The organism is Rhodococcus sp. PvR044, assembly GCF_040548995.1.
GTDB classification, from domain to species: domain Bacteria; phylum Actinomycetota; class Actinomycetes; order Mycobacteriales; family Mycobacteriaceae; genus Rhodococcus_G; species Rhodococcus_G oryzae.
Map to the genome: position 1 here is coordinate 235,354 of NZ_JBEPSX010000002.1, position 21,460 is coordinate 256,813.

General features: G+C 69.7%; 18 protein-coding genes. 14 read left to right on the forward strand and 4 right to left on the reverse strand.

Annotation, left to right across the window (positions count from 1 at the left end; translation table 11 throughout):
- Positions 1–163 precede the first annotated feature (163 nt).
- From ABIC28_RS07260 to ABIC28_RS07285, 6 genes are all read left to right on the forward strand, one after another.
- Complete coding sequence (locus ABIC28_RS07260; RefSeq protein WP_354578183.1) at positions 164–1,501, forward strand: AMP-binding protein; 1,338 nt, start codon at positions 164–166, stop codon at positions 1,499–1,501.
- Positions 1,502–1,545: 44 nt separating this feature from the next.
- Positions 1,546–1,899: a hypothetical protein gene (locus tag ABIC28_RS07265; protein WP_502944998.1), complete on the forward strand. Its 354-nt coding sequence runs from the start codon at positions 1,546–1,548 to the stop codon at positions 1,897–1,899.
- 45 nt (positions 1,900–1,944) lie between these two features.
- Positions 1,945–2,232: an acyl carrier protein gene (locus tag ABIC28_RS07270; RefSeq protein WP_354578187.1), complete on the forward strand. Its 288-nt coding sequence runs from the start codon at positions 1,945–1,947 to the stop codon at positions 2,230–2,232.
- Entirely contained in the window at positions 2,229–6,605 is a 4,377-nt protein-coding gene (locus ABIC28_RS07275; RefSeq protein ID WP_354578189.1) for a type I polyketide synthase, read from the forward strand. Before ABIC28_RS07270 ends, ABIC28_RS07275 begins: the two co-directional genes overlap by 4 nt.
- A gap of 2 nt (positions 6,606–6,607) precedes the next feature.
- Positions 6,608–7,387, forward strand: coding sequence for a thioesterase II family protein (locus ABIC28_RS07280; protein ID WP_354578191.1), 780 nt, complete (start codon positions 6,608–6,610; stop codon positions 7,385–7,387).
- A 135-nt stretch (positions 7,388–7,522) separates the two neighbouring features.
- A complete protein-coding gene (locus tag ABIC28_RS07285) occupies positions 7,523–9,037 on the forward strand; it encodes an MDR family MFS transporter (RefSeq protein ID WP_269588831.1) in 1,515 nt (504 codons plus the stop codon).
- A 39-nt stretch (positions 9,038–9,076) separates the two neighbouring features.
- On the opposite strand, the gene ABIC28_RS07290 is transcribed toward ABIC28_RS07285, so the two are convergent.
- Both ABIC28_RS07290 and ABIC28_RS07295 read right to left on the reverse strand, forming a co-directional pair.
- A complete protein-coding gene (locus ABIC28_RS07290; protein ID WP_097210804.1) occupies positions 9,077–10,576 on the reverse strand; it encodes an aldehyde dehydrogenase family protein in 1,500 nt (499 codons plus the stop codon).
- A 34-nt stretch (positions 10,577–10,610) separates the two neighbouring features.
- Positions 10,611–12,248, reverse strand: coding sequence for a GMC family oxidoreductase (locus ABIC28_RS07295; protein ID WP_354578194.1), 1,638 nt, complete (start codon positions 12,246–12,248; stop codon positions 10,611–10,613).
- Positions 12,249–12,479: 231 nt separating this feature from the next.
- Here ABIC28_RS07295 and ABIC28_RS07300 point away from each other — a divergent pair, with 231 nt between their 5' ends.
- The 8 genes from ABIC28_RS07300 to ABIC28_RS07335 all read left to right on the forward strand — a co-directional run bounded on the left by ABIC28_RS07300 (position 12,480) and on the right by ABIC28_RS07335 (position 19,763).
- The gene (locus ABIC28_RS07300) at positions 12,480–12,884 is read left to right on the forward strand and encodes a TOBE domain-containing protein (RefSeq protein ID WP_097210918.1); all 405 of its coding nucleotides are present in this window, start codon (positions 12,480–12,482) and stop codon (positions 12,882–12,884) included.
- A 17-nt stretch (positions 12,885–12,901) separates the two neighbouring features.
- Complete coding sequence (gene modA / locus ABIC28_RS07305; protein ID WP_097210917.1) at positions 12,902–13,702, forward strand: molybdate ABC transporter substrate-binding protein; 801 nt, start codon at positions 12,902–12,904, stop codon at positions 13,700–13,702.
- Between the two features lie 23 nt (positions 13,703–13,725).
- Positions 13,726–14,538 (forward strand): ABC transporter permease, encoded by an 813-nt coding sequence (locus tag ABIC28_RS07310; protein WP_097210916.1) that lies wholly within the window; start codon positions 13,726–13,728, stop codon positions 14,536–14,538.
- Positions 14,535–15,683: a sulfate/molybdate ABC transporter ATP-binding protein gene (locus ABIC28_RS07315; protein ID WP_269588834.1), complete on the forward strand. Its 1,149-nt coding sequence runs from the start codon at positions 14,535–14,537 to the stop codon at positions 15,681–15,683. Before ABIC28_RS07310 ends, ABIC28_RS07315 begins: the two co-directional genes overlap by 4 nt.
- Before the next feature lie 39 nt (positions 15,684–15,722).
- On the forward strand, positions 15,723–16,691 hold the full coding sequence (locus ABIC28_RS07320; protein WP_245221096.1) for an ATP-binding cassette domain-containing protein: 969 nt from the start codon (positions 15,723–15,725) through the stop codon (positions 16,689–16,691).
- Entirely contained in the window at positions 16,688–17,449 is a 762-nt protein-coding gene (locus tag ABIC28_RS07325; RefSeq protein ID WP_269588835.1) for an ABC transporter permease, read from the forward strand. The genes ABIC28_RS07320 and ABIC28_RS07325 overlap by 4 nt, the downstream gene beginning before the upstream one ends.
- Before the next feature lie 31 nt (positions 17,450–17,480).
- Entirely contained in the window at positions 17,481–18,158 is a 678-nt protein-coding gene (locus ABIC28_RS07330) for an SDR family oxidoreductase (protein WP_097210799.1), read from the forward strand.
- A gap of 117 nt (positions 18,159–18,275) precedes the next feature.
- Positions 18,276–19,763, forward strand: coding sequence for an HNH endonuclease signature motif containing protein (locus ABIC28_RS07335; RefSeq protein WP_354578199.1), 1,488 nt, complete (start codon positions 18,276–18,278; stop codon positions 19,761–19,763).
- A 69-nt stretch (positions 19,764–19,832) separates the two neighbouring features.
- Here ABIC28_RS07335 and ABIC28_RS07340 read toward each other — a convergent pair whose 3' ends face one another.
- Complete coding sequence (locus ABIC28_RS07340; protein ID WP_097210798.1) at positions 19,833–20,510, reverse strand: PaaI family thioesterase; 678 nt, start codon at positions 20,508–20,510, stop codon at positions 19,833–19,835.
- 128 nt (positions 20,511–20,638) lie between these two features.
- Entirely contained in the window at positions 20,639–21,400 is a 762-nt protein-coding gene (locus ABIC28_RS07345; protein ID WP_097210914.1) for an IclR family transcriptional regulator, read from the reverse strand.
- Positions 21,401–21,460: the final 60 nt, after the last annotated feature.

Sequence of the window (21,460 nt, forward strand, 5' to 3'; positions counted from 1 at the left end):
GTCTCGGGCCTTCCTTGGTGAGAAATGCCCACACCCGGGGTCCGTCGCACCACCCCAAGGGTCCGTAGTCACCGGGGCCGCGGCCAACAAGTGTTGAGGACGTTCCCAGCGCACCCCGAACTCGTCATTCGACAGCATCGTGCACCCCGAGGAAAGAGCCCCCGTGTATCCCGATTTCGTTTCACACGTCCGCGCCCAGGCCGACGTTCACGGCGACACCCGCTTCTACGCCTACCACCGCGAGGTCGGGCTCGAGCTGGTCGAGGAGGTTCTCAGCTTTCGCGAGATCGACCGCAGGGCCAGGGCAACGGCCGCTTGGCTGTCGCAGCGTCCGGAGGCCGACCGACCGGTCCTGCTGCTGTACCTGGACAGCATCGACTTCCTGCCCGCCTTCCTCGGCTGCTTGTACGCGGGAGTCATCGCCGTGCCCGCCCCGCTGCCGCACGACCAGCAGAGCACACAGCGGGTCGCCGGGATGCTCGACGACGCCGACATCGGCCTCGTCCTCACCACCTCCGCCTACGCGGAGCTCCTGACCGCGTGGATCGCCGACAACGGGCGCGCCGAGACGGTGTCCTGCGTGTACACCGACGCCGACGACCTGGGCGACGCCGAATCATGGCGGATGCCCGACCTCGACGGAGACACGGTGGCCTTCCTGCAGTACACGTCCGGTTCGACGAGCGAACCCAAGGGCGTCATGGTGACCCACGGCAACCTGCTGCACAACGAGGCGACCATCGCGGCGACGGTCGGCTTCGACGACGCGGCGACCGGGGTCAGCTGGCTTCCGCACTTCCACGACATGGGCCTGATCTCGATGCTGCTGCCCCTCTACGCCGGGGGTGACCTCGTGTTCATGTCCCCGTTGGCCTTCCTCAAGCGGCCGGTCCGCTGGCTGGAGATGATCGACCGCTACCGCGCCGAGTTCACCCTCGCACCGAACTTCGCCTACGAGCTGGTCGCCCGGCGCGCGACCGACGAGCAGTTGGCCGGGCTCGACCTGTCCTCGCTCCGGGTTGCCCTCAACGGTGCGGAGCCGATCCGGTCCCGCACCCTCGACGCCGTGATCGAGCGGCTCGGGACCGCTGCATTCCCGCCGAACGCGTTCGTCACCGCGTACGGCATGGCCGAGCTGACGCTGCTCGCCACCGCGAGCCGGGTCGGCGACCCGCCGGTCCGCATCGACGTCGACGCGGCGGCCCTGGAACGCAACGTGGCCGTACTGACCACCGACGACACCGGCGTCCGGCTGGTCAGCAGCGGACCCCCGCGGGATCTCGACATCCGCATCGTGGACCCAAACACCGGAATAGCGCTGCCGGACAACCGAGTCGGCGAGATCTGGGTTCGGGAGCGAGCGTCACCGCCGGTTACTGGAACCGCCCGGACGAGACCGAGGCCAGGTTCGGCGCCGAGCTGGCGGGGGAGGGGGCGTACCTGCGCACCGGGGACCTCGGCCTGCGCCACCAGTGCCACATCTTCGTCACCGGCCGGCTGAAGGATCTCCTGATCATCAACGGGCGCAACCTCTATCCCCAGGACATCGAAGAGGTCGTCCGTGACGTTCATCCCGCTCTCGCCGGGACCGCCGGGGTGGCTCTCTCGATCGACGCCGGTCAGCAGGAGCGACTGCTGGTGATCCAGGAGGTCCGGACCGCGCTGCTCGACGGCGCCTCCCTGGCCGAGGTCACCTCGCTGATCAAGGTCGCGGTGTCCCGACATTTCGACGTACCCGCCCCCGATGTTGTCCTGGTCGATCGTCGGGGTGTGCACCGCACGACCAGCGGCAAGGTTCAGCGCCGCTCCATGCGCACGTCGTTCCTGGAGAACCGGATCCACCCGCTGCTCCACGAAGACATCGCCACAACCGTGCAACGGCTGCGCGGCTCCGCGTAAACGCGGTCCGCTGCCACTCACCCCGGAACCACGAGGAGTACCCCCATGTCCAACACAATCTCCACCCCCACCGCCGCCGCTCTCGCGCCGATCACGCGCTGGCTCGTCGAACGGGTCGCCGGCTACCTCGACGTCCCCGCCCGGAACATCGATCCGACGACGCCTCTCGCCGAGATCGGGATCGATTCGGTATCCGCACTGAGCCTGTGCGGCGACGTCGAGGAGAGGTGGCGGATCCCGGCGGATGCCACCCTGGTCTTCGACTACCCCACGATCGCGGAGATCGCCGGATACCTCGCGGACGAGCTCGCGCCGAAAGCGGCGGCATCATGACCGACATCGCGATCGTCGGACTCGACTGCCGGTTCCCGCAGGCCCCGAACCCGGAAGCGTTGTGGGCGTTGCTGATGGACGGTGCGGACGGCATCACCGAGATCCCCGCGCAACGGTGGCGCGCCGACGACTTCTATGACCCGGAGGGCGGCCCCGGCAGCGTCAACAACCGGAGCGGCGGCTTCCTGAGCGACGCCGACGCCTTCGACCCCGAGTTCTTCGGCATCCCCCCGCGCGAGGCCGAGGCGATGGATCCACAGCAGCGACTGCTGCTGCAGGCCGCCTGGCGCGCGTTCGAGAACGCGACGCTCGATCCGCGCGCCCAGGCCGGCTCGAACACCGGCGTCTACGTCGGTGTGATGGCGAACGAATGGGCGAACCTGCACCTGAGCGACTACGCGAAGATCACACCCCAACTCGGTTCCGGCAACGGATATTTCATGACCGCGAACCGGATCTCCTACCAGCTGGACCTACGGGGCCCGAGCATGGCGGTCGACACCGCCTGCTCGTCCTCGCTGGTCGCCGTCCACATGGCCTGCGCGGCCCTCCGGGCCGGCGAGTGCGATCAGGCCCTCGCGGGGGGTGTCAACATCATCCTCACGCCCACCCTCAACGTCTTCTACGCCCAGGCCGGGCTCTCCGCGCCCGACGGGCGCTGCAAGCCGTTCAGCGAGAATGCCGATGGCATCGGCCGCGGCGAGGGTGTTGCCGCAATCGCGCTGCGCCGCCTGGATGACGCTCAGCGCGAAGGACTTCCGATCTATGCGGTGATCAAGGGCAGCGCGGTCAACTCCGACGGCCGCAGCAACGGGATCACCGCGCCGAACCGCTGGGCTCAGCAGCAGGTCGTCGGCGAGGCGTACCGGCGCGCGGGTGTGCGCCCCGAGCAGGTCGCCTTCGTCGAGGCCCACGGCACGGGGACCGTGCTCGGCGACATGATCGAGGCCAAAGCACTCGGCCATCTGCACGCGGTGCCGCGGCCGAAGCCCTGCGCGATCGGCTCCATCAAGGGCAACCTCGGCCACACCGAGGGCGCCGCCGGCGTCGCCGGACTGATCAAGGCGGCACTGAGCCTGCACCACCGCATGGTTCCACCCAGTCGATTTGCCGCACAGGAGAATTCACGCCTTCGCCTGGCCGGCCACGGCCTCCACCTGCTCACCGAGGCGCTGCCCCTGCCCGAAGGCGCGGTCTACGGCGGCGTGAGCAGCTTCGGCATGGGCGGCACCAACGCGCACCTGCTGCTGGGGAGCGCACCCGAATGCGCACCGGCCTCCGAATGCCCCGGCGGTGGGGTGCTCACCGTCTCCTCGGCGAGCCGGGACGGCCTGCGGCGCAACGCGGCCCGGATCGCCGATGATCTCGCCGGACTGCCCGAGGGACGGCTGGCGCAGATGTGCTGGTCCAGCAACAAGGTCAAGTCGTCCGGGCGCCATCGCCTGGCCCTGCCGGTGCGGGACCGCGACCAGGCGGTCTCGGACCTACGCGGGTTGGTCACCGACGACGGCCGGTTCGCCGCCGCGGCGGGCCTGGCCGGGGGAGTGAGCACCGGGTGGCTGTTCACCGGCCAGGGATCGCAGTACCGGGGCATGTCCGGGGCGCTGCACGCGGAGTCCGGGAGCTACCGGCGCGCGCTCGCCGAGGTGGACGAGAGGATGGCGACGCACCTGGGCCGGTCGATCCGAGACCTGGTGCTGGGCGGGGAGGATCTCGACCGGACCGAGCACGCACAGCCGGCCATCTTCGCGGTGCAGTACGCGCTGGCACGGACACTCACCGAGTCCGGCATCGAACCGTCGTGGGTCAGCGGCCACAGCATCGGCGAGTACGCGGCCGCGACGCTCGCCGGGGTGTTCGGCCTCGACGATGCCTGCCGGCTGGTCGTCGCGCGGGGACGGCTCATGCAGCAGCTCCCCGCCGGCGGCGCCATGCTCGCCGTCCGTGCCGCCGAGGCGGAGGTCGCCGATCTCCTCGCGGACGAGCCCATGGCGGCGGTCGCCGCCGTCAACGGCCCACGCGAGCTGGTGCTCTCGGGCGCCGCCGAGACCCTCGCGCGGATCGCCGAGGAACTCACCGCCCGCTCCGTGTCCGTCCGGAGGCTGTCCGTCTCCCATGCGTTCCATTCCCCGTTGATGGAGCCGATGGTGGCCGCGTTCGGCGCCGTCGCCGCGGACTGCACCTTCGAGCCGCCCCGCATCCCGGTCTACTCGACCCTGCGCGGGGGCCTCCTCGGCCTCGGCGATCCGATGGACGCCGACTACTGGACCGAGCACATCCGCGGGACGGTCCGGTTCGGCGATGCGTTGACGGCCGGGCTGGAAGACGGCCCCACCCACCTGATCGAGGTCGGGCCGAGGCGCGTACTCGCACCGATGGTCGCCCGCGCCAACCCCGAACTCAGCTGCCTCGTTCCCTGCCCGGGTCCGGCGGCGACGGGGCGCGAGCTCACGGAGGTCGTCGCGGCCCTGTACCGGGACGGCCACAACCCGCACTGGGATGCCCTGTACGAACCGGCGCAGCGGGTCCGTATGGCGCTCGGCGGCTACGACTTCGACACCACCCACCGCTACTGGACGCACGGCGCCTCCACACCATCGACGAAAACGACGGCACCGGAACAAGAGTCACCCACCGATGCCCCCATACCCGCACACACCGAGGACACCTCCATGGACAACCTGATCTCCCTCTTCCGTGAGCAGACCGCACTGCTCGCCGCCGCCCAGTCCGGCCCGGCGGCAGCGGGCGCCGGACCCGACACCGTGACCGCCACGGCGGCGATCCGGCCGCAGGCGACCGCCGTGTCTCCGGCCCGCGAGGTCACCGCCGACACCGTTGCCGCCGCGGTCCGTGCCGAGATCGCCCGGATCGCAGGCTATTCCGCCGACACGCTGCGGTCCTCCCAGACGATGTCCGGTGAGCTCGGGTTCGACTCGATCATGGTGGCCGACCTGGTGTCCGGGCTTGCGCGCAGGTTCCCCGAACTCACCGCCGAGCCCGCCTGGTTCTCGCCGACCAGCACAGTCGGTGACCTGGTGGCCCTGGTGTCCGCGCAGCTCGGCGCGGCGCCCGCCCCGGCGGCGCCGGACAAGGCGGCCGATACCGGGTCCGCGCGTCCCGTCGCGCCACCGATCGCAGCAACCGACGAGATCGCGACCGAGACCTACCGCATCGAGCAGTTCCCCGAGGTCAGGGAGATCGCCGAGCGATTGACTCTCGGCGAGGCCAACGGCCTGTCCAACCCCTACTTCCTGGTCAACGACGGGATCACCAGGGACACCTCGATCATCGACGGGCAGGAGGTCCTCAACTTCTCCAGCTACAACTACCTCGGCATGTCCGGCCACCCACGCGTCGTCTCCGCGGTACAGGACGCGGTCGCCCGTTACGGCAGCTCCTGCTCGGCCAGCCGGCTGATCTCCGGGGAGAAGCCCCTGCACGGGCAACTCGAGGCGGAGCTCGCCGGGTTGCTCGGCACCGAGGACGCGATCGCGCTCGTCAGCGGCCACGCCACCAACGTGACCGTGATCGGTCACCTGGTCGGCGAGGGCGACCTCGTCATCCACGACAGCCTGGCCCACGACAGCATTCTGCAGGGCTGCAAACTCTCCGGCGCCACCCGAAGGTCGTTCCCGCACAACGATCACGCTGCCCTCGACGCCATCCTCACCGAGATTCGGCCGCGATTCCGCCGAGTGCTGATCCTCGTCGAGGGCGTGTACAGCCAGGACGGCGACATCCCGGATCTGCCCGCCGTGATCGCGGTCAAACGCAAGCATCACGCCCTGCTGATGATCGACGAGGCACACAGCGTCGGGGTGCTGGGGGCCACCGGCGGCGGCATCGGCGAGCACTTCGCCGTCGACCGCGCCGACGTCGAGCTGTGGTCCGGCACGATGTCGAAGGCCCTGGCGGGGTGCGGCGGCTACGTGGCCGGCAGCCGCGCATTGATCCAATACCTCAAATACACCACGCCCGGGTTCATCTACAGCGTCGGCATGACACCGTCGAACGCCGCCGCCTCGCTGGCCGCCCTGCGGCAGATGCGATCCGAGCCAGAGCTTTTCGAGCGCCTGCACCGGCACTCCCGATTCTTCCTGACCCAGGCAGTCGAGGCCGGGCTCGACACCGGCGACAGCTGCGACACCCCGATCATCCCCTGCATCGTGGGCGATTCGATCAAGACACTGAAGCTGTCCAACGCGCTGCTCGCCCGGGGGATCAACGTCAACCCGATCCTGTATCCGGCGGTGCCGGAGGATCAGGCCCGGCTGCGCTTCTTCGTGACGTCCTGCCACACCGAGGATCAGATCCGCTACACCGTGAAGACCACGGCCGAGGAGCTCGCCCTGCTGGAAGAGGGGCACTGATCATGGAGACCGCGCCCCTGACGCCCTATCTCGAGGACGGGGTCGGATCCGACACGACGCTGCGGATGTTCTGCTTCCATCACGCGGGCGGCGAATCGTCGATGTACCGGGCGTGGCATCGCGCCCTCGGCCCGCACGTCACCGTCGTGCCCGTACACCTGCCGGGACGGGGCAGGCGGGCGGAACACGAACGGTTCGTCGACCTCGACCTGCTGCTGGACGATCTCGAACACCATCTCGCCGAACACCTCTCGAGCCCCCACGTGTTCTTCGGACACAGCATGGGCGCACTCGTCGCGTACCGGCTGGCGCGGCGCCGCGATGCGGGCGGCCGCCGGCTGCCCGAGGCGCTGCTGCTCTCGGCGTACGCGGCCCCGCACCTCCCTGCACCGCTGCCGCCGATCGACCACCTGGACGACGCCCTGCTCGCTCGGTTCCTCACCGCCATCGGCGGGCTGCCGGCCGAGATCCTCGGCTGGCCCGCCTGGCTGGACGCGGCGCTACCGGTGATCCGGGACGACGTCCGGATGTGCGCGGATCACCGGGATCCCGGCGAGGCGCCGCTGGCCTGCCCGATGCACCTGTTCGGGGCCGATGCGGATCCACTGGTCGGCGAGCTCGACCTCCGTGCCTGGAGCCGGCACACCACCCACCCGACCGACCCGCAGATCCTCGAGGGCGATCACTTCTACCTCGACGAATCACCCGACGAGCTGTTCCGCCTGATGCGGCCGCTGGTCCGCGGCTACGCGCGCGCCGCCTCCGCCGACCGCGAGGAGTGATCGGATCATGGTCACGAATCACGCACGGAAATCGAGTGGCAGGCTGCGTGACGGACCAGTAAGTTCGATAACCACCCCACCCTGTTCCGTCGGCCGACGGGGTGACCCCAGTTCCCACCACCCGAAAGGTCCACCGTGACCGAGTCCACCCGTCTCGAGACCGATGGCGTCGTCGTCGGCGACCGAATCGAACGGCGCCACCTCCAGGTGATCGGTGTCCTGTTGGTAGCCACCTTCGTGGTGATCCTCAACGAGACGGTGATGACCATCGCCATCCCGGTCCTGCAGGTCGAACTGGGCGTACCTCCGAGCGTGGGGCAGTGGCTCACGACCGCGTTCATGCTCACGATGGCGGTGATCATCCCTCTCACCGGCTATCTCATCCAGCGCATCCCCACCCGCACCCTGTTCACGCTCGCCATGTCGCTGTTCACGGCGGGAACTCTCATCGCGTTCGCCGCACCCGGCTTCGGTGTGCTGCTGATCGCCCGCATCGTGCAGGCATCGGGTACGGCCATCATGCTGCCACTGCTGATGACGACGATCATGACACTCGTACCGGTCGCGCGCCGGGGGGCGATGATGGGAAACATCTCCATCGTGATCGCGGTTGCGCCTGCCCTCGGCCCCACCGTGTCGGGATTCATCCTCGACCACTTCGGGTGGCGCTGGATCTTCGGATTCGTGGCCCCGTTCGCGTTGGCGACGCTGGTCATCGGCGCACGATTCGTCGTGTCGGTGTCCGAGACATCAAAGGCACGCATCGACCTCCTGTCGGTCCCACTCGCGGTACTCGGATTCGGTGGACTCGTGTACGGCCTGGTGAGCATCGGTGAATCGGCGCAGGGATCCTCGACGACCCCGGTGTGGTTGCCGTTCCTCATCGGTGCGGCCGCGATGTTCGGCTTCATCGCACGACAGTCCAGGCTGCAACGCGAGGATCGCGCCCTGCTGGACCTGCGCGTGTTCGGATACCGCCAGTTCACCATCTCCGTTGTCGCGATGCTGGTCGGCATGGGAACGATGATGGGCACCTTCATCATCGTCCCGTACTTCGCGCAGTCGGTGATTCACCTCGACCCGTTCGAAACGGGTCTCATCACCCTCCCCGGCGGCCTACTCATGGGTCTCGCCGGGCCGATCGTGGGCCGCATCTACGACCGGCGGGGTCCACTCGTCCTGGTCATCCCCGGATCGATCCTCGTCAGCATCGGTGTGTGGATGCTGACGGCGGTGAGCACTTCGACCTCGCTGTGGTGGCTGCTGTTGTCGAACATGGCGCTGTGCCTTGGTCTGTCGGCGACGTTCACACCGCTGATGACATCGGGATTGGGATCGGTGGCCCCGCACCTCTACGCGCACGGTTCGGCCGTTGTCGGCACGTTCCAGCAGGTTGCCGGTGCCGCGGGCACGGCATTGTTCGTCACGGTGATGACGGTGGTTTCCTCGCGATCCGTTGACCCTGCCGATTCACCCGAGGCCATCGTCGAGGGTGTGCGGGCGGTCTTTCTCCTCGCCGGGATCCTGTCGTTCGTACTGATCGCGGTGTGCCTCTTCGTTCGCAAGCCGGCGGACTCGGTGGAACCGGCGGACGGCGCGGTAGACCACCCAGCCACCGCACCTGTGGACGTACCTGCTCAGCGCCCATGAAGGGGGTAACCCTTCAGGGGGCGCGAAAGGCGGTTCATGTCACCCGCGTCCGTGCCTCAGCGACACGATGGTGGCGAGGATCTTGTCGGTCTTGGCCGTGCGGGTGAAGCTGGTCAGCGCCATCAGCGCGGGCATCCGCCTGCGGGCGACGGCCTTCGAGTAGGTGAACTCCTTGAGCCCGTCCGGGCCGTGGATGCGACCGAAGCCGGACTGGCCGACCCCACCGAACGGCAGCGAGGGGATCGCCGCAAACGCGATCACCGAGTTCACCGCCGTCATCCCCGACCGGATCCGGCGGGCGAGCTCGGTGCCGCGGCGCTTGCTGAACACCGCCGACCCCAGTCCGTAACGCGAGGCGTTGGTGAGCTCGATCGCCTCGTCCATGTCGCGAACCCTCGCGACCGTCAGCGTCGGGCCGAAGGTCTCCTCGGTCACCGCGATCGAGTCCTCGGGGACATCGACGAGGATGGTCGGCTGGACCAGGCTGTCTCCCACCGAGTCCGGGCCTCCGACCACCGCGCGGCCGCCCCGCTTGATGGCGTCGAGCACGTGGCTGCGCACCACCGCGGACTGGGTCGGCATGGTCATAGGGCCGATCTTCGCCTCGGGATCGGTGCCCGCACGCACGCCATCGGCGAGCGCGACGAGCTTGGCCAGGAACGGCTCGTACACCCGCTCGTGCACGTACACCCGCTCGGTCCCGACGCAGGTCTGCCCCGCGTTCGACATCCCGCTCCACAGCGCCGCGTCGGCGGCGGCGTCGAGGTCCGCGTCGGCGTCCACCAGCAGCGCGTCCTTGCCGCCCGCCTCGATGACCACCGGCGTGAGGGTGTCCGCGCAGGCGGCCATCACCTTCTTCCCGGTGGCGGTCGATCCGGTGAAGGCGAGCTTGTCGACGCCGGAGCGGCACAGCGCCTCCCCGGTCGGCCCGAGACCGGTGACCAGCTGCAGCACCGGCTGATCCGGAACCACCTGCGCGAAGGTGTCGACGAGCCAGGCCCCGACACCGGGGGTGAACTCGCTGGGCTTGAAGACCACCGCGTTACCCGCCGCGAGCGCGTAGGCGATCGAGCCCATCGGCGTGAACGCGGGATAGTTCCACGGCCCGATCACGCCGACCACCCCGAGCGGGAGGTACTCCACGCTCGCGGAGTGGTCGATCATCTCAAGGCCCGACGGAACACGCTTGCGCCCCAGCACCTTCGGTGCGTTCTTGGCCGCCCATGCGAGATGGCCGATCGCCATCACGGCCTCCAGCTGGGCATCGGAATGCGGCTTGCCGGTCTCGGCGTGCATCACCTCGGCCAGCTGGGCGATCCGGCGGGTGAGCACCCCGGCCCACGCGTCCAGGTGGGTCCGGCGCTCCGCGAAGCTCAGCCCGGACCACCACTTCGCCGCGGCCCGCGCGCGCTCGACCGTGGCGGCGACCGCCTCCGCGTCCTGCACGGGGTAGGTGCCGACGACCTCACCCGTCCCGGGGTTCAGCGAGTCGAAGGTGGCGCCCGCATCGGTCGTGGGGTCGGTCTCGAGCGTGGTCATGTGATGTCCTCGAATCTGGTTGTGGGAGAGATGGTCATCGCGGTGCCGGTGTGTCGATCACCGTCTTGCCGAGGATCAGGTCCGCGGCCCTCTCGGCGATCATGATCGTGGGGGCGTTGGTGTTTCCGCGGGGCACGGTCGGCATCACGGAGGCATCGACCACCCGCAGCCCCTCGACCCCGTGGACGCGCAGCTGCGAATCCACCACGGAATCCTCGCCGTCGCCCATCGCGCAGGTGCCAACGGGGTGGTAGAGGGTCTGACACCAGGCGCGGATGTGATCGACGAGATCGCCGTCGCTGTCCATCCGGATCGGCAGGCTCGGCCCGTCGAGAAACGCCGCGATGGCGGACTCACCGGCGATGTCGACGGCGCGCCTGCAGCCGGCCAGCATCGCATCCATGTCGACCTGCTCCTCGAAGTACGCGGGATCCATCTCGGGCCGCCACAGCGGGTTCGCCGAACGTAGCCGCAGCCGGCCGCGGCTCGCGACGTCGACCAGGGTGACCCCGGCCGTGAACCTCTTGCCCACCGGTTCCCGGAGTCCGTTGTCGTAGAAGCCCGAGGCGGCCACCAGGATCTGCAGGTCCGGCGCCGGGAGACCGTCGCGGCTGGCGAAGAAGGCACCGCCCTCGCCGACGTTGGACGCCAGCGGTCCGCGCCCGGTGGCCTGCCACTGCGCGAGCCGCAGCGGGGTGGAGAAGTCGGCCAGATCGGTGGTGTTCCTGGTGTCCCACAGCATCGGGGTGACCGGGTGGTCCTGCAGGTTCTCACCGACCCCCGCCAGGTTCACCGCCACGTCGATGCCCAGTTCACGCAGGTGGTCGGCGGGGCCGATACCGGAGAGCATCAGCAGCTGCGGGCTGTTGACGGCTCCGCCGCTCAGGATCACCTCGACGGACGCATGGGCGGTGCCCTCGACACCGCCACGCAGGTAGCGGACGCCGACCGCGCGGTCCCCGCGCAGCAGCACTCGCGTGGTGTGGGCGCCGGTACGCACGGTGAGGTTCGGCCGCCCGAGCGCCGGCCTGAGGTAGCCGTCGGCGGTGGACCAGCGCCTGCCCTTGTGGCAGGTGACCTGGTACCGGCCCGCCCCCTCCTGCTCGGCGCCGTTGAAGTCCTCGGTCGGCTTGATCCCCGCCGACACCGCGGCGGCGACCCAGGCGTCGGTCAACTCGTGCGTGTAGCGGCGGTCCTCCACGCGCTGCGGGCCGTCGGTGCCGTGATACGGACCCGAGAGGCTCGAATTGTGTTCCGCGCGAATAAAATACGGCAGCACATCCTGGTACCCCCAGCCCTGCGCTCCGTGCTCGTCTCGCCAGCCGTCGTAGTCGGCGGGGTTGCCCCGGATGTAGATCATCGCGTTCATCGACGAGCAGCCACCCAGCGCCTTCATCCGCGGCCAATACGCGCGGCGCTCGTCCAGGTGCTTCTGCGGGGTGGTCTCGTAGTTCCAGTCCCATTTGGTCTTGAACAGGGTCGGGAAGGCCGCCGGGATCTTGATCTCGTCGGCGTCGTCCTCGCTGCCTGCCTCGAGCAGCAGCACGGAGACGCTCGGGTCCTCCGTCAGGCGGGCCGCCAGCACGCATCCGGCGCTACCCGCCCCGACGATGACGTAGTTGAACACGTCTTGTTTCAAGCCAGCCTGCTCCGACGCGGTTTCTCCAGCCACGGGTGCTCCTCGACCTCGGTCGTGCCGCCGCGGCGCGACGGATGTCTCACCGCACCGTCCAGTCTAGGAATACCGGAGCCGACACCACAGCCTTTGAAGAATCCGGGATGCTCCCCGCTCAGCAACTGAAGCGAGGGATACGCAAACACGGATGATCTAGGGCTGCACTTCCGCATTCACAGATCTAGAGTGAGTTTGAGGACGCAGATAAGAACATAGACGGGAATGCTCATGTCATCGATACGGATCAAGGACGCGGCCGCGCTGCTCGGGGTCAGCGATGACACCGTTCGTCGCTGGATCGACGGCGGCAGCCTCGCCGCAACCAAGGACGAGTCGGGGCGCAAGGTCGTCGACGGCAAGGCCCTCGCCGATTTTGCCCGCGAGCACGCAACGCCCCCGCCGGACCCGCTCGGGGTGGGCAGCTCCGCCCGCAACCGCCTGGTCGGCCTGGTCACCAAGGTGACCGCCGACAAGGTGATGGCCGAGGTGCAGATGCAATGCGGCCCCTTCACCGTCGTCTCGCTGATGAGCAGCGAATCCGCGGCCGAACTCGGGCTCGAGCCCGGGAAGGTCGCCGTGGCGGTGGTCAAGGCGACCACCGTGATCGTCGAAACTCCAGGAGGAATGTCGTGACCCGCAGTTCCCGCGCGATGCGCATCGGCCCCACGGCCGCCGCGCTCGCGGCCCTGGCCGCCGCCACCCTCGTCGCCGGCTGCTCCAGCTCGGACTCCACGCCGGCCGGGGACACCACCACGTCCGCGGCGGCCTCCCCGGTCACCGGCGACATCACCGTCTTCGCCGCGGCCTCGCTGAAGAAGACGTTCACCGAGCTCGGCGAGAAGTTCGAGGCCGAGCACCCCGGCACCAACGTCGAGTTCAGCTTCGCCGGCTCGTCCGACCTGGTCGCCCAGCTCTCCCAGGGCGCGCCCGCGGACGTGTTCGCCTCCGCCGACACCAAGAACATGACCAAGGCCGTCGACGCCGGGCTCACCGCCGCCGCCCCGGTGAACTTCGCGACCAATACGCTCACCATCGTGACCCCACCCGGCAACCCGAGGCACATCGCCACCTTCGCCGACCTCGCGAACCCCGGCAACCAGGTGGTCGTGTGCGCGCCGCAGGTGCCGTGCGGGGCGGCGACCCAGAAGATCGAAGAGGCAACCGGCACCGACATCACGCCGGTCAGCGAGGAGGCCTCGGTCACCGACGTGCTCGGGAAGGTCACTTCCGGCCAGGCGGACGCCGGGCTGGTCTACGTCACCGACGCCGCGGGCGCGGGCGCCGCCGTCACCACGGTCCCGTTCCCCGAGTCGTCGGGCGCCGTGAACACCTACCCGATCGCCGAGCTCAAGAGCTCCGAGAACAGCCCCGTCGCAGCAGAGTTCGTCGAACTCGTCACCGGGCCCACCGGCCGCCAGGTGCTCGCCGGGGCGGGATTCGCCGCACCGTGACGCCCCTCGGGGTGCTCCGCACCGTGACCCGCTCCCGGGGACCCGGGGGCGAGGTCGCGGTGGGACTGCCCCGATGGGTGTACCTCCCGGCCCTGCTGGGCGCATGCTTCGTGATCCTGCCGCTGGTGGCAATGCTGCTGGAGATCGACTGGGCCCACTTCGTGCCGCTCGTCACCTCCGAATCATCCAGGGCCGCACTGCTGCTGAGCATGAAGACCGCAACCGCGAGCACGGTCCTGTGCGTGCTCGTCGGGGTCCCGATGGCGCTCGTGCTGGCCCGCAGCAGCTTTCCCGGCCAGTCGGTGCTGCGATCGCTTGTGCTGCTGCCGCTCGTGCTGCCCCCCGTCGTCGGCGGCATCGCGCTGCTCTACACCTTCGGCCGCCAGGGCCTGCTCGGGCATCAGCTCGAGGCGTTCGGGATCCGGATCGCGTTCACCACCACCGCGGTGGTCCTCGCGCAGACCTTCGTCGCGCTGCCGTTTCTCGTCGTCAGCCTCGAGGGCGCGCTGCGCACGGCCGGCAGGCGCTACGAGACCGTGGCCGCCACCCTCGGCGCCCGGCCCACCACCGTGTTGCGCCGGGTCACCCTCCCGCTCGTGCTGCCCGGACTGATCTCCGGCGCCGTGCTGGCCTTCGCGCGCTCTCTCGGAGAGTTCGGCGCCACCCTCACCTTCGCGGGCTCGCTGCAGGGTGTCACCCGGACCCTGCCCCTGGAGATCTACCTGCAACGCGAGACCGATCCGGAGGCCGCGGTGGCACTGTCGCTGCTGCTCGTCCTTGTCGCCGCGCTGATCGTGATCGGCACCAGCAGGCGCCGGTCCGGCGGTGTGCTGTGAACCGGGCCGCCGAGACCAGGGCCCGGGCGACGGGCCGCGACGGGCTCCGGGTCCATGCCCGCCTCGACCATCGCGACGTCGACCTCGACCTGGACCTCGAGCCCGGGCAGGTGCTGGCCGTCCTCGGCCCGAACGGGGCAGGCAAGTCGACGCTGCTCTCGCTGATCGCCGGGCTGGTCCGGCCCGACCGGGGACGCGTCGAACTCGAGGGACGGGTGCTCACCGACACGGCGTCGGGGGAATTCGTACCGGCCCACGCGCGCGGCGTGGCGATGCTGTCGCAGCAGGCGTTGCTGTTCCCGCACCTGAGCGTCGCCGAGAACGTCGCGTTCGCGCCGCGCAGCCGGGGCGAAACCCGTTCCGCGGCACGCGGGATCGCCGACCGCTGGCTCCACGAGGTGGAGGCGGACGAGCTCGCGAGCAGGCGGCCGACGCAGCTGTCCGGCGGCCAGGCCCAGCGCGTCGCGATCGCCCGCGCCCTCGCCGCCGACCCGCGACTACTGCTGCTGGACGAACCCATGGCGGCCCTCGATGTCGGCTCGGCGCCCGCAGTGCGCCGGCTGCTGCGCCGGATCCTGCGGGAGGAGCGGCGTACCGCCGTGCTCGTCACCCACGACCTGCTCGACGCCCTCGCGCTCGCCGACCGCGTGATCGTCCTCGAGTCCGGGCGGATCGTCGAACGGGGGAGCGTGCGCGAGGTGCTGACCTCTCCGCGCAGCGCCTTCGCCGCCCGGATGGCGGGGGTCAATCTGGTGTCCGGGACGATCGAGGAGCAGGGAATTCTCCGGACATCCTGGGGCACAACGCTGTCCGGGATCGGCGAGGCCGCAGTCGGGTCCGATGCCGTCGCCCTGTTCCGGCCGGGCGCGGTCGCCGTGCACCTCGAGCCGCCACCACACGCCAGCCCCCGCAACGTGATCGCGGTGACCATCGCGGAGCTGGACGTGCACGGGGCCACAGTCCGGGTCAGGGGAGTGGACCACCCGGACGGCAGCACCGGACCCGCCGCCGATGTCACGGCGGCCGCGGTCGCCGACCTCGACCTCGCCCCGGGGCAGCACGTCTACTTCGTCGTCAAGACGCAGGAGATGGAGCTGCATCCGGCGCTGGCCCCGACCGCGCCCGCGCGCCCGACGGACAACTAATCGGTCGCGGATGTCGGTGGGTCTGCTTATCGTGAGCCCATGAGCATCCCAGCCATGATCAGCGTCTCGGGGCTCGCGCGCACGTTCACGACCAAGACCGGACCCGTCGAGGCCGTCAAGGGCATCGACTTCCAGGTGTACGAGGGCGAGATCCTCGGACTGCTCGGTCCCAACGGTGCGGGCAAGACGACCACGTTGCGCATGATCAGCACCCTCATCAACCCGACCGCGGGCGAGGCCACGGTCTCCGGCGCGGACCTGCGCCGGGACCCACGCGGGGTCCGCTCCCGGATCGGCTACGTCGCGCAGGGCGGGTCGACCAACGAGGAGGAACTGGTCCTCGACGAACTGATCCTGCAGGCCAGGCTGTTCGGGCTGAGCAAGGCGGCCGCCGTCGCGAACGCCGAGGCGCTGCTCGCCGCCCTCGACCTGGACGGCCTCGGCGGCCGAAAGTGCAAGCAGCTCTCGGGCGGTCAACGGCGACGGGTGGACATCGCGCTCGGACTCGTGCACCAGCCGAACCTCATCTATCTCGACGAGCCGACCACCGGACTGGACCCGCAGAGCCGCGCCAACCTGTGGGACCACATCCGCTCGCTTCGCGATCGCGGCACCACCATCGTGCTCACCACGCACTATCTCGACGAGGCCGACGCCCTCTGCGACCGCATCCTGGTGATGGACCACGGGGAGATCGTCGCGGAGGGAACCCCGGACGAGCTCAAGCGGCGCATCTCGGGCGACGTGATCAGCCTCGAGATCGCACCCGAACTGGCCGCGCGCGCGATCGCGGTCGCCGACGACGCCCTCGACCTGCGCTCGCAGCTGACCGAGGGCCACCACGTGCACCTGACCGTCGAGCACGGTGACGCGGCGGTCATCCCGCTGTTGCACGCGCTGCAGGGCGCAGGCATCGTCCCCGGCTCGCTGACCGTGAAACGACCGAGCCTCGACGACGTGTTCCTGACCGTGACCGGACGATCCCTTCGGGACGGAGACCGAGCATGATCTTCCTCAACGAGACCGGCCTGATCTTCTGGGCGCATCTGCGCGCGAACCTGCGCAACCCGCTGTGGGTCCTGATCGGGCTGACCCAGCCGATCCTCTATCTGGTGCTGTTCGGCCCGCTGCTCGAGGGCGTCGCCGGCTCGATGGGCGCGGGCACCGACCCCTGGCTGGTGTTCACGCCAGGACTGATCATGCAGATCGGACTGTTCGGCTCGATGTTCGCCGGCTTCGCGATGGTCTACGAGCTGCGCGCCGGGATCATCGAACGCCAGCGGGTCACCCCGGCCAGCCGCGGGGCACTGCTGCTCGGCCGGGTACTCAAGGACATGGTGGTGCTCATGGTCCAGGCCACCATCCTGACCCTGGTCGCGGTGGTCCTCTTCGACCTGCGGCCCAACCCGCTCGGCTTCGTACTGACGCTGATCCTGGTCGCCATCATCGCGGCCGGGATGTCCTCCGCCTCTTACGCGCTCGCCCTGGCCACGCGGTCCGAGGATTCGCTGGCCTCCGTACTGAACATGGTTTCGGTTCCGCTGCTGCTGCTCTCGGGAATCCTGCTGCCGATGACCCTCGGCCCCGGGTGGCTGCAGACGCTGGCGCGGCTCAACCCGCTCTCGCACACCGTCGACGCCGCCCGCGCCCTGTTCCGCGGCGACTTCGGGTCCTCCGACGTCTACATCGGGACCCTCGTCACCGTCAGCCTCGCGCTGGTGCTGGGCCTGATCGGGGCCCGCACCTTCGCCAAGGAGAACGCGTAGGCGCCCCGACGGTTCGGCTAGCCTCGAATCCATGCGTCCGACTGCACTGATCACCGGGGCGAGCCGCGGGCTCGGCGCCGCCATCGCCCGCGAGCTCGCGCCCACCCACGACCTGCTGCTCGGCGCGCGCCGCCCCGAGTCCCTGCAGCCGATACTCGCGGAGCTGCCTGGTGCCGTCGGCTGGCCGGCAGATCTCACCGACCACGCCGCGGTCGCCGCCGCGGTCGCGGGAATCGAACGCCTCGATGTCCTGGTGCACAACGCGGGGGTAGTCGAGCTCGGCCCGGTAGCCGAGATCCCCGCCGAGGTGTGGCGCCGGACGTTCGAGGCGAACGTGGTGGCCGTCGCGGAGCTGACCCGGCTGCTGCTGCCAGCACTGCGCGCGGCGAACGGTCATGTGGTGCTGATCAATTCGGGTGCCGGGATCCGTGCCAACGCTGGCTGGGGCGCTTACGCGGCCAGCAAGTTCGCCCTGCGCGCGTTCGGCGACACGCTGCGGCTGGAGGAGCCCGCCCTGCGGGTGACCTCGATCCACCCGGGACGGATCGACACCGACATGCAGCGCGACATCATCACGACCGAGGGCGGCGAGTACGACCCGGACCAGTTCCTCAAGGCAGGCACGGTCGCGGGCGCGGTTCGGGCCGCGATCGAGACGCCACGCGACGGACACCCGACCGAGGTCATCCTGCGCCCGATCGCACGGTAGTCCGTCCTCCCGGACGCCGCGGCGGCTCTGGTGTCGCTTCACCGGTGGCAGCTCGGACCGATTCGCGCGTTGTATCGACGACGCATCCGTGTCGGACCCCCTCGCTAGAATTAGCACATGCGTTCGAGCGCGTGCGGTGGGGGATCCGATCAGGTCGCAGAGCACCTGTCGGGACTGGCCGCTGCGGTCGACGGACTGTGCGCCGATGATCTCACCGGACTGCCGGACTCCGACATCCTGGGAGCGCTACGTGGGATGGAGGCCACGCTGCGCACGGCCGCCGCGATCGGGCACCGCCTGATCGTCGAATCAGTCGAGCGTGGACTCCCAGGAAAGAACGGCTGCGCGTCGGTCAACAAGCTCCTGATCGAAGTGCTGCGGATCTCCGCGGGGGACGCGAGCCGGAGGGTGACCGCCGCGAGGAAGCTCGGCACCTGGCGCACCCTGTCGGGCGAGGAGCTACCGGCGACCCTCCCGGCGACCGCCGCCGCACAACGCGACGGCGACATCGGCGCCGAGCATGCCGCGGCAGTGCGCGAGGTGGTCCACAAGATTCCCGGCACCACCCCCACCCCTGAGGTCGAGACCGCCGAGCGGGTACTGGCGGAGTTGGCCCGGCGCGGTACGCCCGAGGACGTGGCGAGAGCAGGCCAACGACTACTGGCCTACCTGAACCCGGACGGCAAGCTCACCGACGACAAGGATCGGGCCCGCCGCCGGGGGCTCCGACTCGGGCGCCAGGACTCCGACCTCATGACGCCCGTGTCCGGGTGGCTGGATCCGGAGACCAGGGCACTGTTGGATCCGGTACTGGCCAAACTCGCCCGACCGGGGATGAACAATCCCGACGACCCCCAATCACCCTGTGGAGACGCAGAATCCGCGAGCATCGATCGGAACGAGCTCGGTAGGGCAGCCGCCCGAGATACCCGCACCGCCGCACAACGGAATCACGACGCCCTCAAGCAGGTCCTGCGCGGGCTACTGGGGTCCGGAGGGCTGGGCACCCACCGCGGGCCGCCCGTGACCGCGATCATCACGATCCGCGTCGATCACCTGGAGCACGCCACCGGCGTCGTCACCACGGCCTCCGGAGGCGCGGTCCCGATCAAGGACGCACTCAGGATGGCCGAACGCTCCCACCCTGTGCTGGCGCTGTTCGATCACAACGGCCGACCGCTCCACCTGGGGCGTGTCAAACGGCTCGCCTCCGCCGATCAACGCCTTGCGTTGATCGCCTCCGAGGGCGGTTGCACCCGGCCCGGCTGCGACGCCCCCGCCACCATGACGGCAGTTCATCACGTCCACGACTGGCGCAAGGGCGGCAACACCGACATCGATGAGCTGACGTTGGGCTGCGACGCCTGCCACGCCCTCATCCACGACGGGCCAGGCGGCCGGCAGACCGGCATCGCCCCCGAGGGCACCGCCTTCGCCGGCCGTGCCCCAATGGACCCCACCCCCGCGCATCGACCCGCTGCAGCGGCCGCGGGTCAACCACCGCCACCATCCCGGGGAACTCCTCGACCGCGCCAGTCGAACAGCGATGGAACACAACGAAACCCACGTCCGACGACGTGGCCGGGTGAGCGGAACGCCACATAGCGACGACAGAACAGGTGATGACGACGAGCCGTGACAGCGTGCGGAGGAGTAGGGGCGGACGCCCGGCGATCAGACCGGATCGGACACCGTGGCGCTGTTCCTGTCCCGAACCCAGCGCGGCAGGATGAAGACCCCCTCCGCCTCCACGCAGACACCGTCCGGCCCGGCGAGATGTCCGACGACGATGGTCTTGACGCCCTCGAGGCGATCGATGCGCGCCTCGGCATGCAACGCGCCGAGCGGGGTGGGGCGGCGGTAACGCAGAGTCAGCGTCCCGGTCATGCCGGGCGCACCGCCCGCCTCAGCGGCCGCACCGAGCACCTGATCGAGCACCAGAGCGGACACACCACCGTGCGTGAGGCCGGCGGGACCCTCGTAGGCCGACCCCAGGTGGAAGTCGGTCGACGCGCGCCCGTCGGGGTCGCAGTCGATGACCAACGGCGGCGCGATCGCGTTGCGCAGCCCGGCCGCGGCATTGCCCCAGGCCCGCTTCTGACCCGAGGCGCCCCAGCGCACGCCGTACGGTCCGGGGATCATCCGCTTCCGCAGCAACTGCTTGGCGGACTCGATGTGCTCCATCGCTGCGCGCACCTCCGGGTCGTCGACCTCGGTCAGCAGCGCGATCTCGATCAGCTCTCGGACGCTGTCGGTCAGCGGCCCATACAGGTCCGCCTGCTGCGCGATCTCGTCGTCAGACAGTCCGTCGGCGACATAGAGCTGTTGTTGGTGAGCGATCGAGTCAGTCACAGTGCCTCACTAGTGCGGGAAGTCGACACCGGGCACGAGGGCAACGGTCCTGGTGCACGGAGCGTCATGCGTGCGATGTGCACTCTACATACGGCCGAGGGTGCGCCCCCGGACGCCGTCGGCCGGTCCTACCGGAGGCGCTCGCGCCGCGCCAACGTGCTCCCCAGCCCCGCGGCCGCCGCACGCACGGCCCCGACCTGGCTCTCCGGCCGAAACCGCCCGGTCGGGCCGGTGACGCTGATGGCGGCGAGGGGCTCCTCGCCCTGCCCGAGTACCGGCGCGGCGACACAGGTGAGGCCGAGGGCGGATTCCTCGTGTTCGAAGGCCACGCCCGTCTCCACGATCCTCGTCAGCTGACGGCGCAGCAGTCCCGGCGCCACCACCGTGTGCGCGGTACGCCTGGCCATGGGCGACGAGAGCACCTCCCGCTGGATGTCCGGACCCGCATGCGCAAGGAGTGCCTTGCCTATCGCGGTGCAGTGCAACGGATTTCGTCCTCCGGTTCGCGACGGCGACTTCGCCTGGCGGTGACCGCCGATCTTCGCGATGTAGACGACGTCGTGACCCTCCCGGACGCCGAGATGGACGGTCTCGTGGGTTCGCTCGTACAGGTCCTGCAGAAAGGGCATCGCGACCTCGAGCAGGCTGCGTTCGACCGAAGCCCGCATCCCGAGTTCGAAGAGCCCGCCGCTGAGGCGGTAGCCGCCATCGACGCGGTCGAGCAGTCGGTTCGCGACCAGATCACCGGCGAGTCGATGCACGGTCGCCTTGTGCAGCCCGGTGCGTCGGACCAGGTCGGCGAGGGTGAGCACCTGGTCCTCGGCCCGGAAGGCGCGCAGGATCGTCACCGCCTTGCCGAGCACGGTATCGAGGTCCGCGGCGCCCGTCATCATTCGAGCGTATCGCTGAGTGAGACGAAGGGCTGGTTCGGCCGCACGGATCCCGTAACA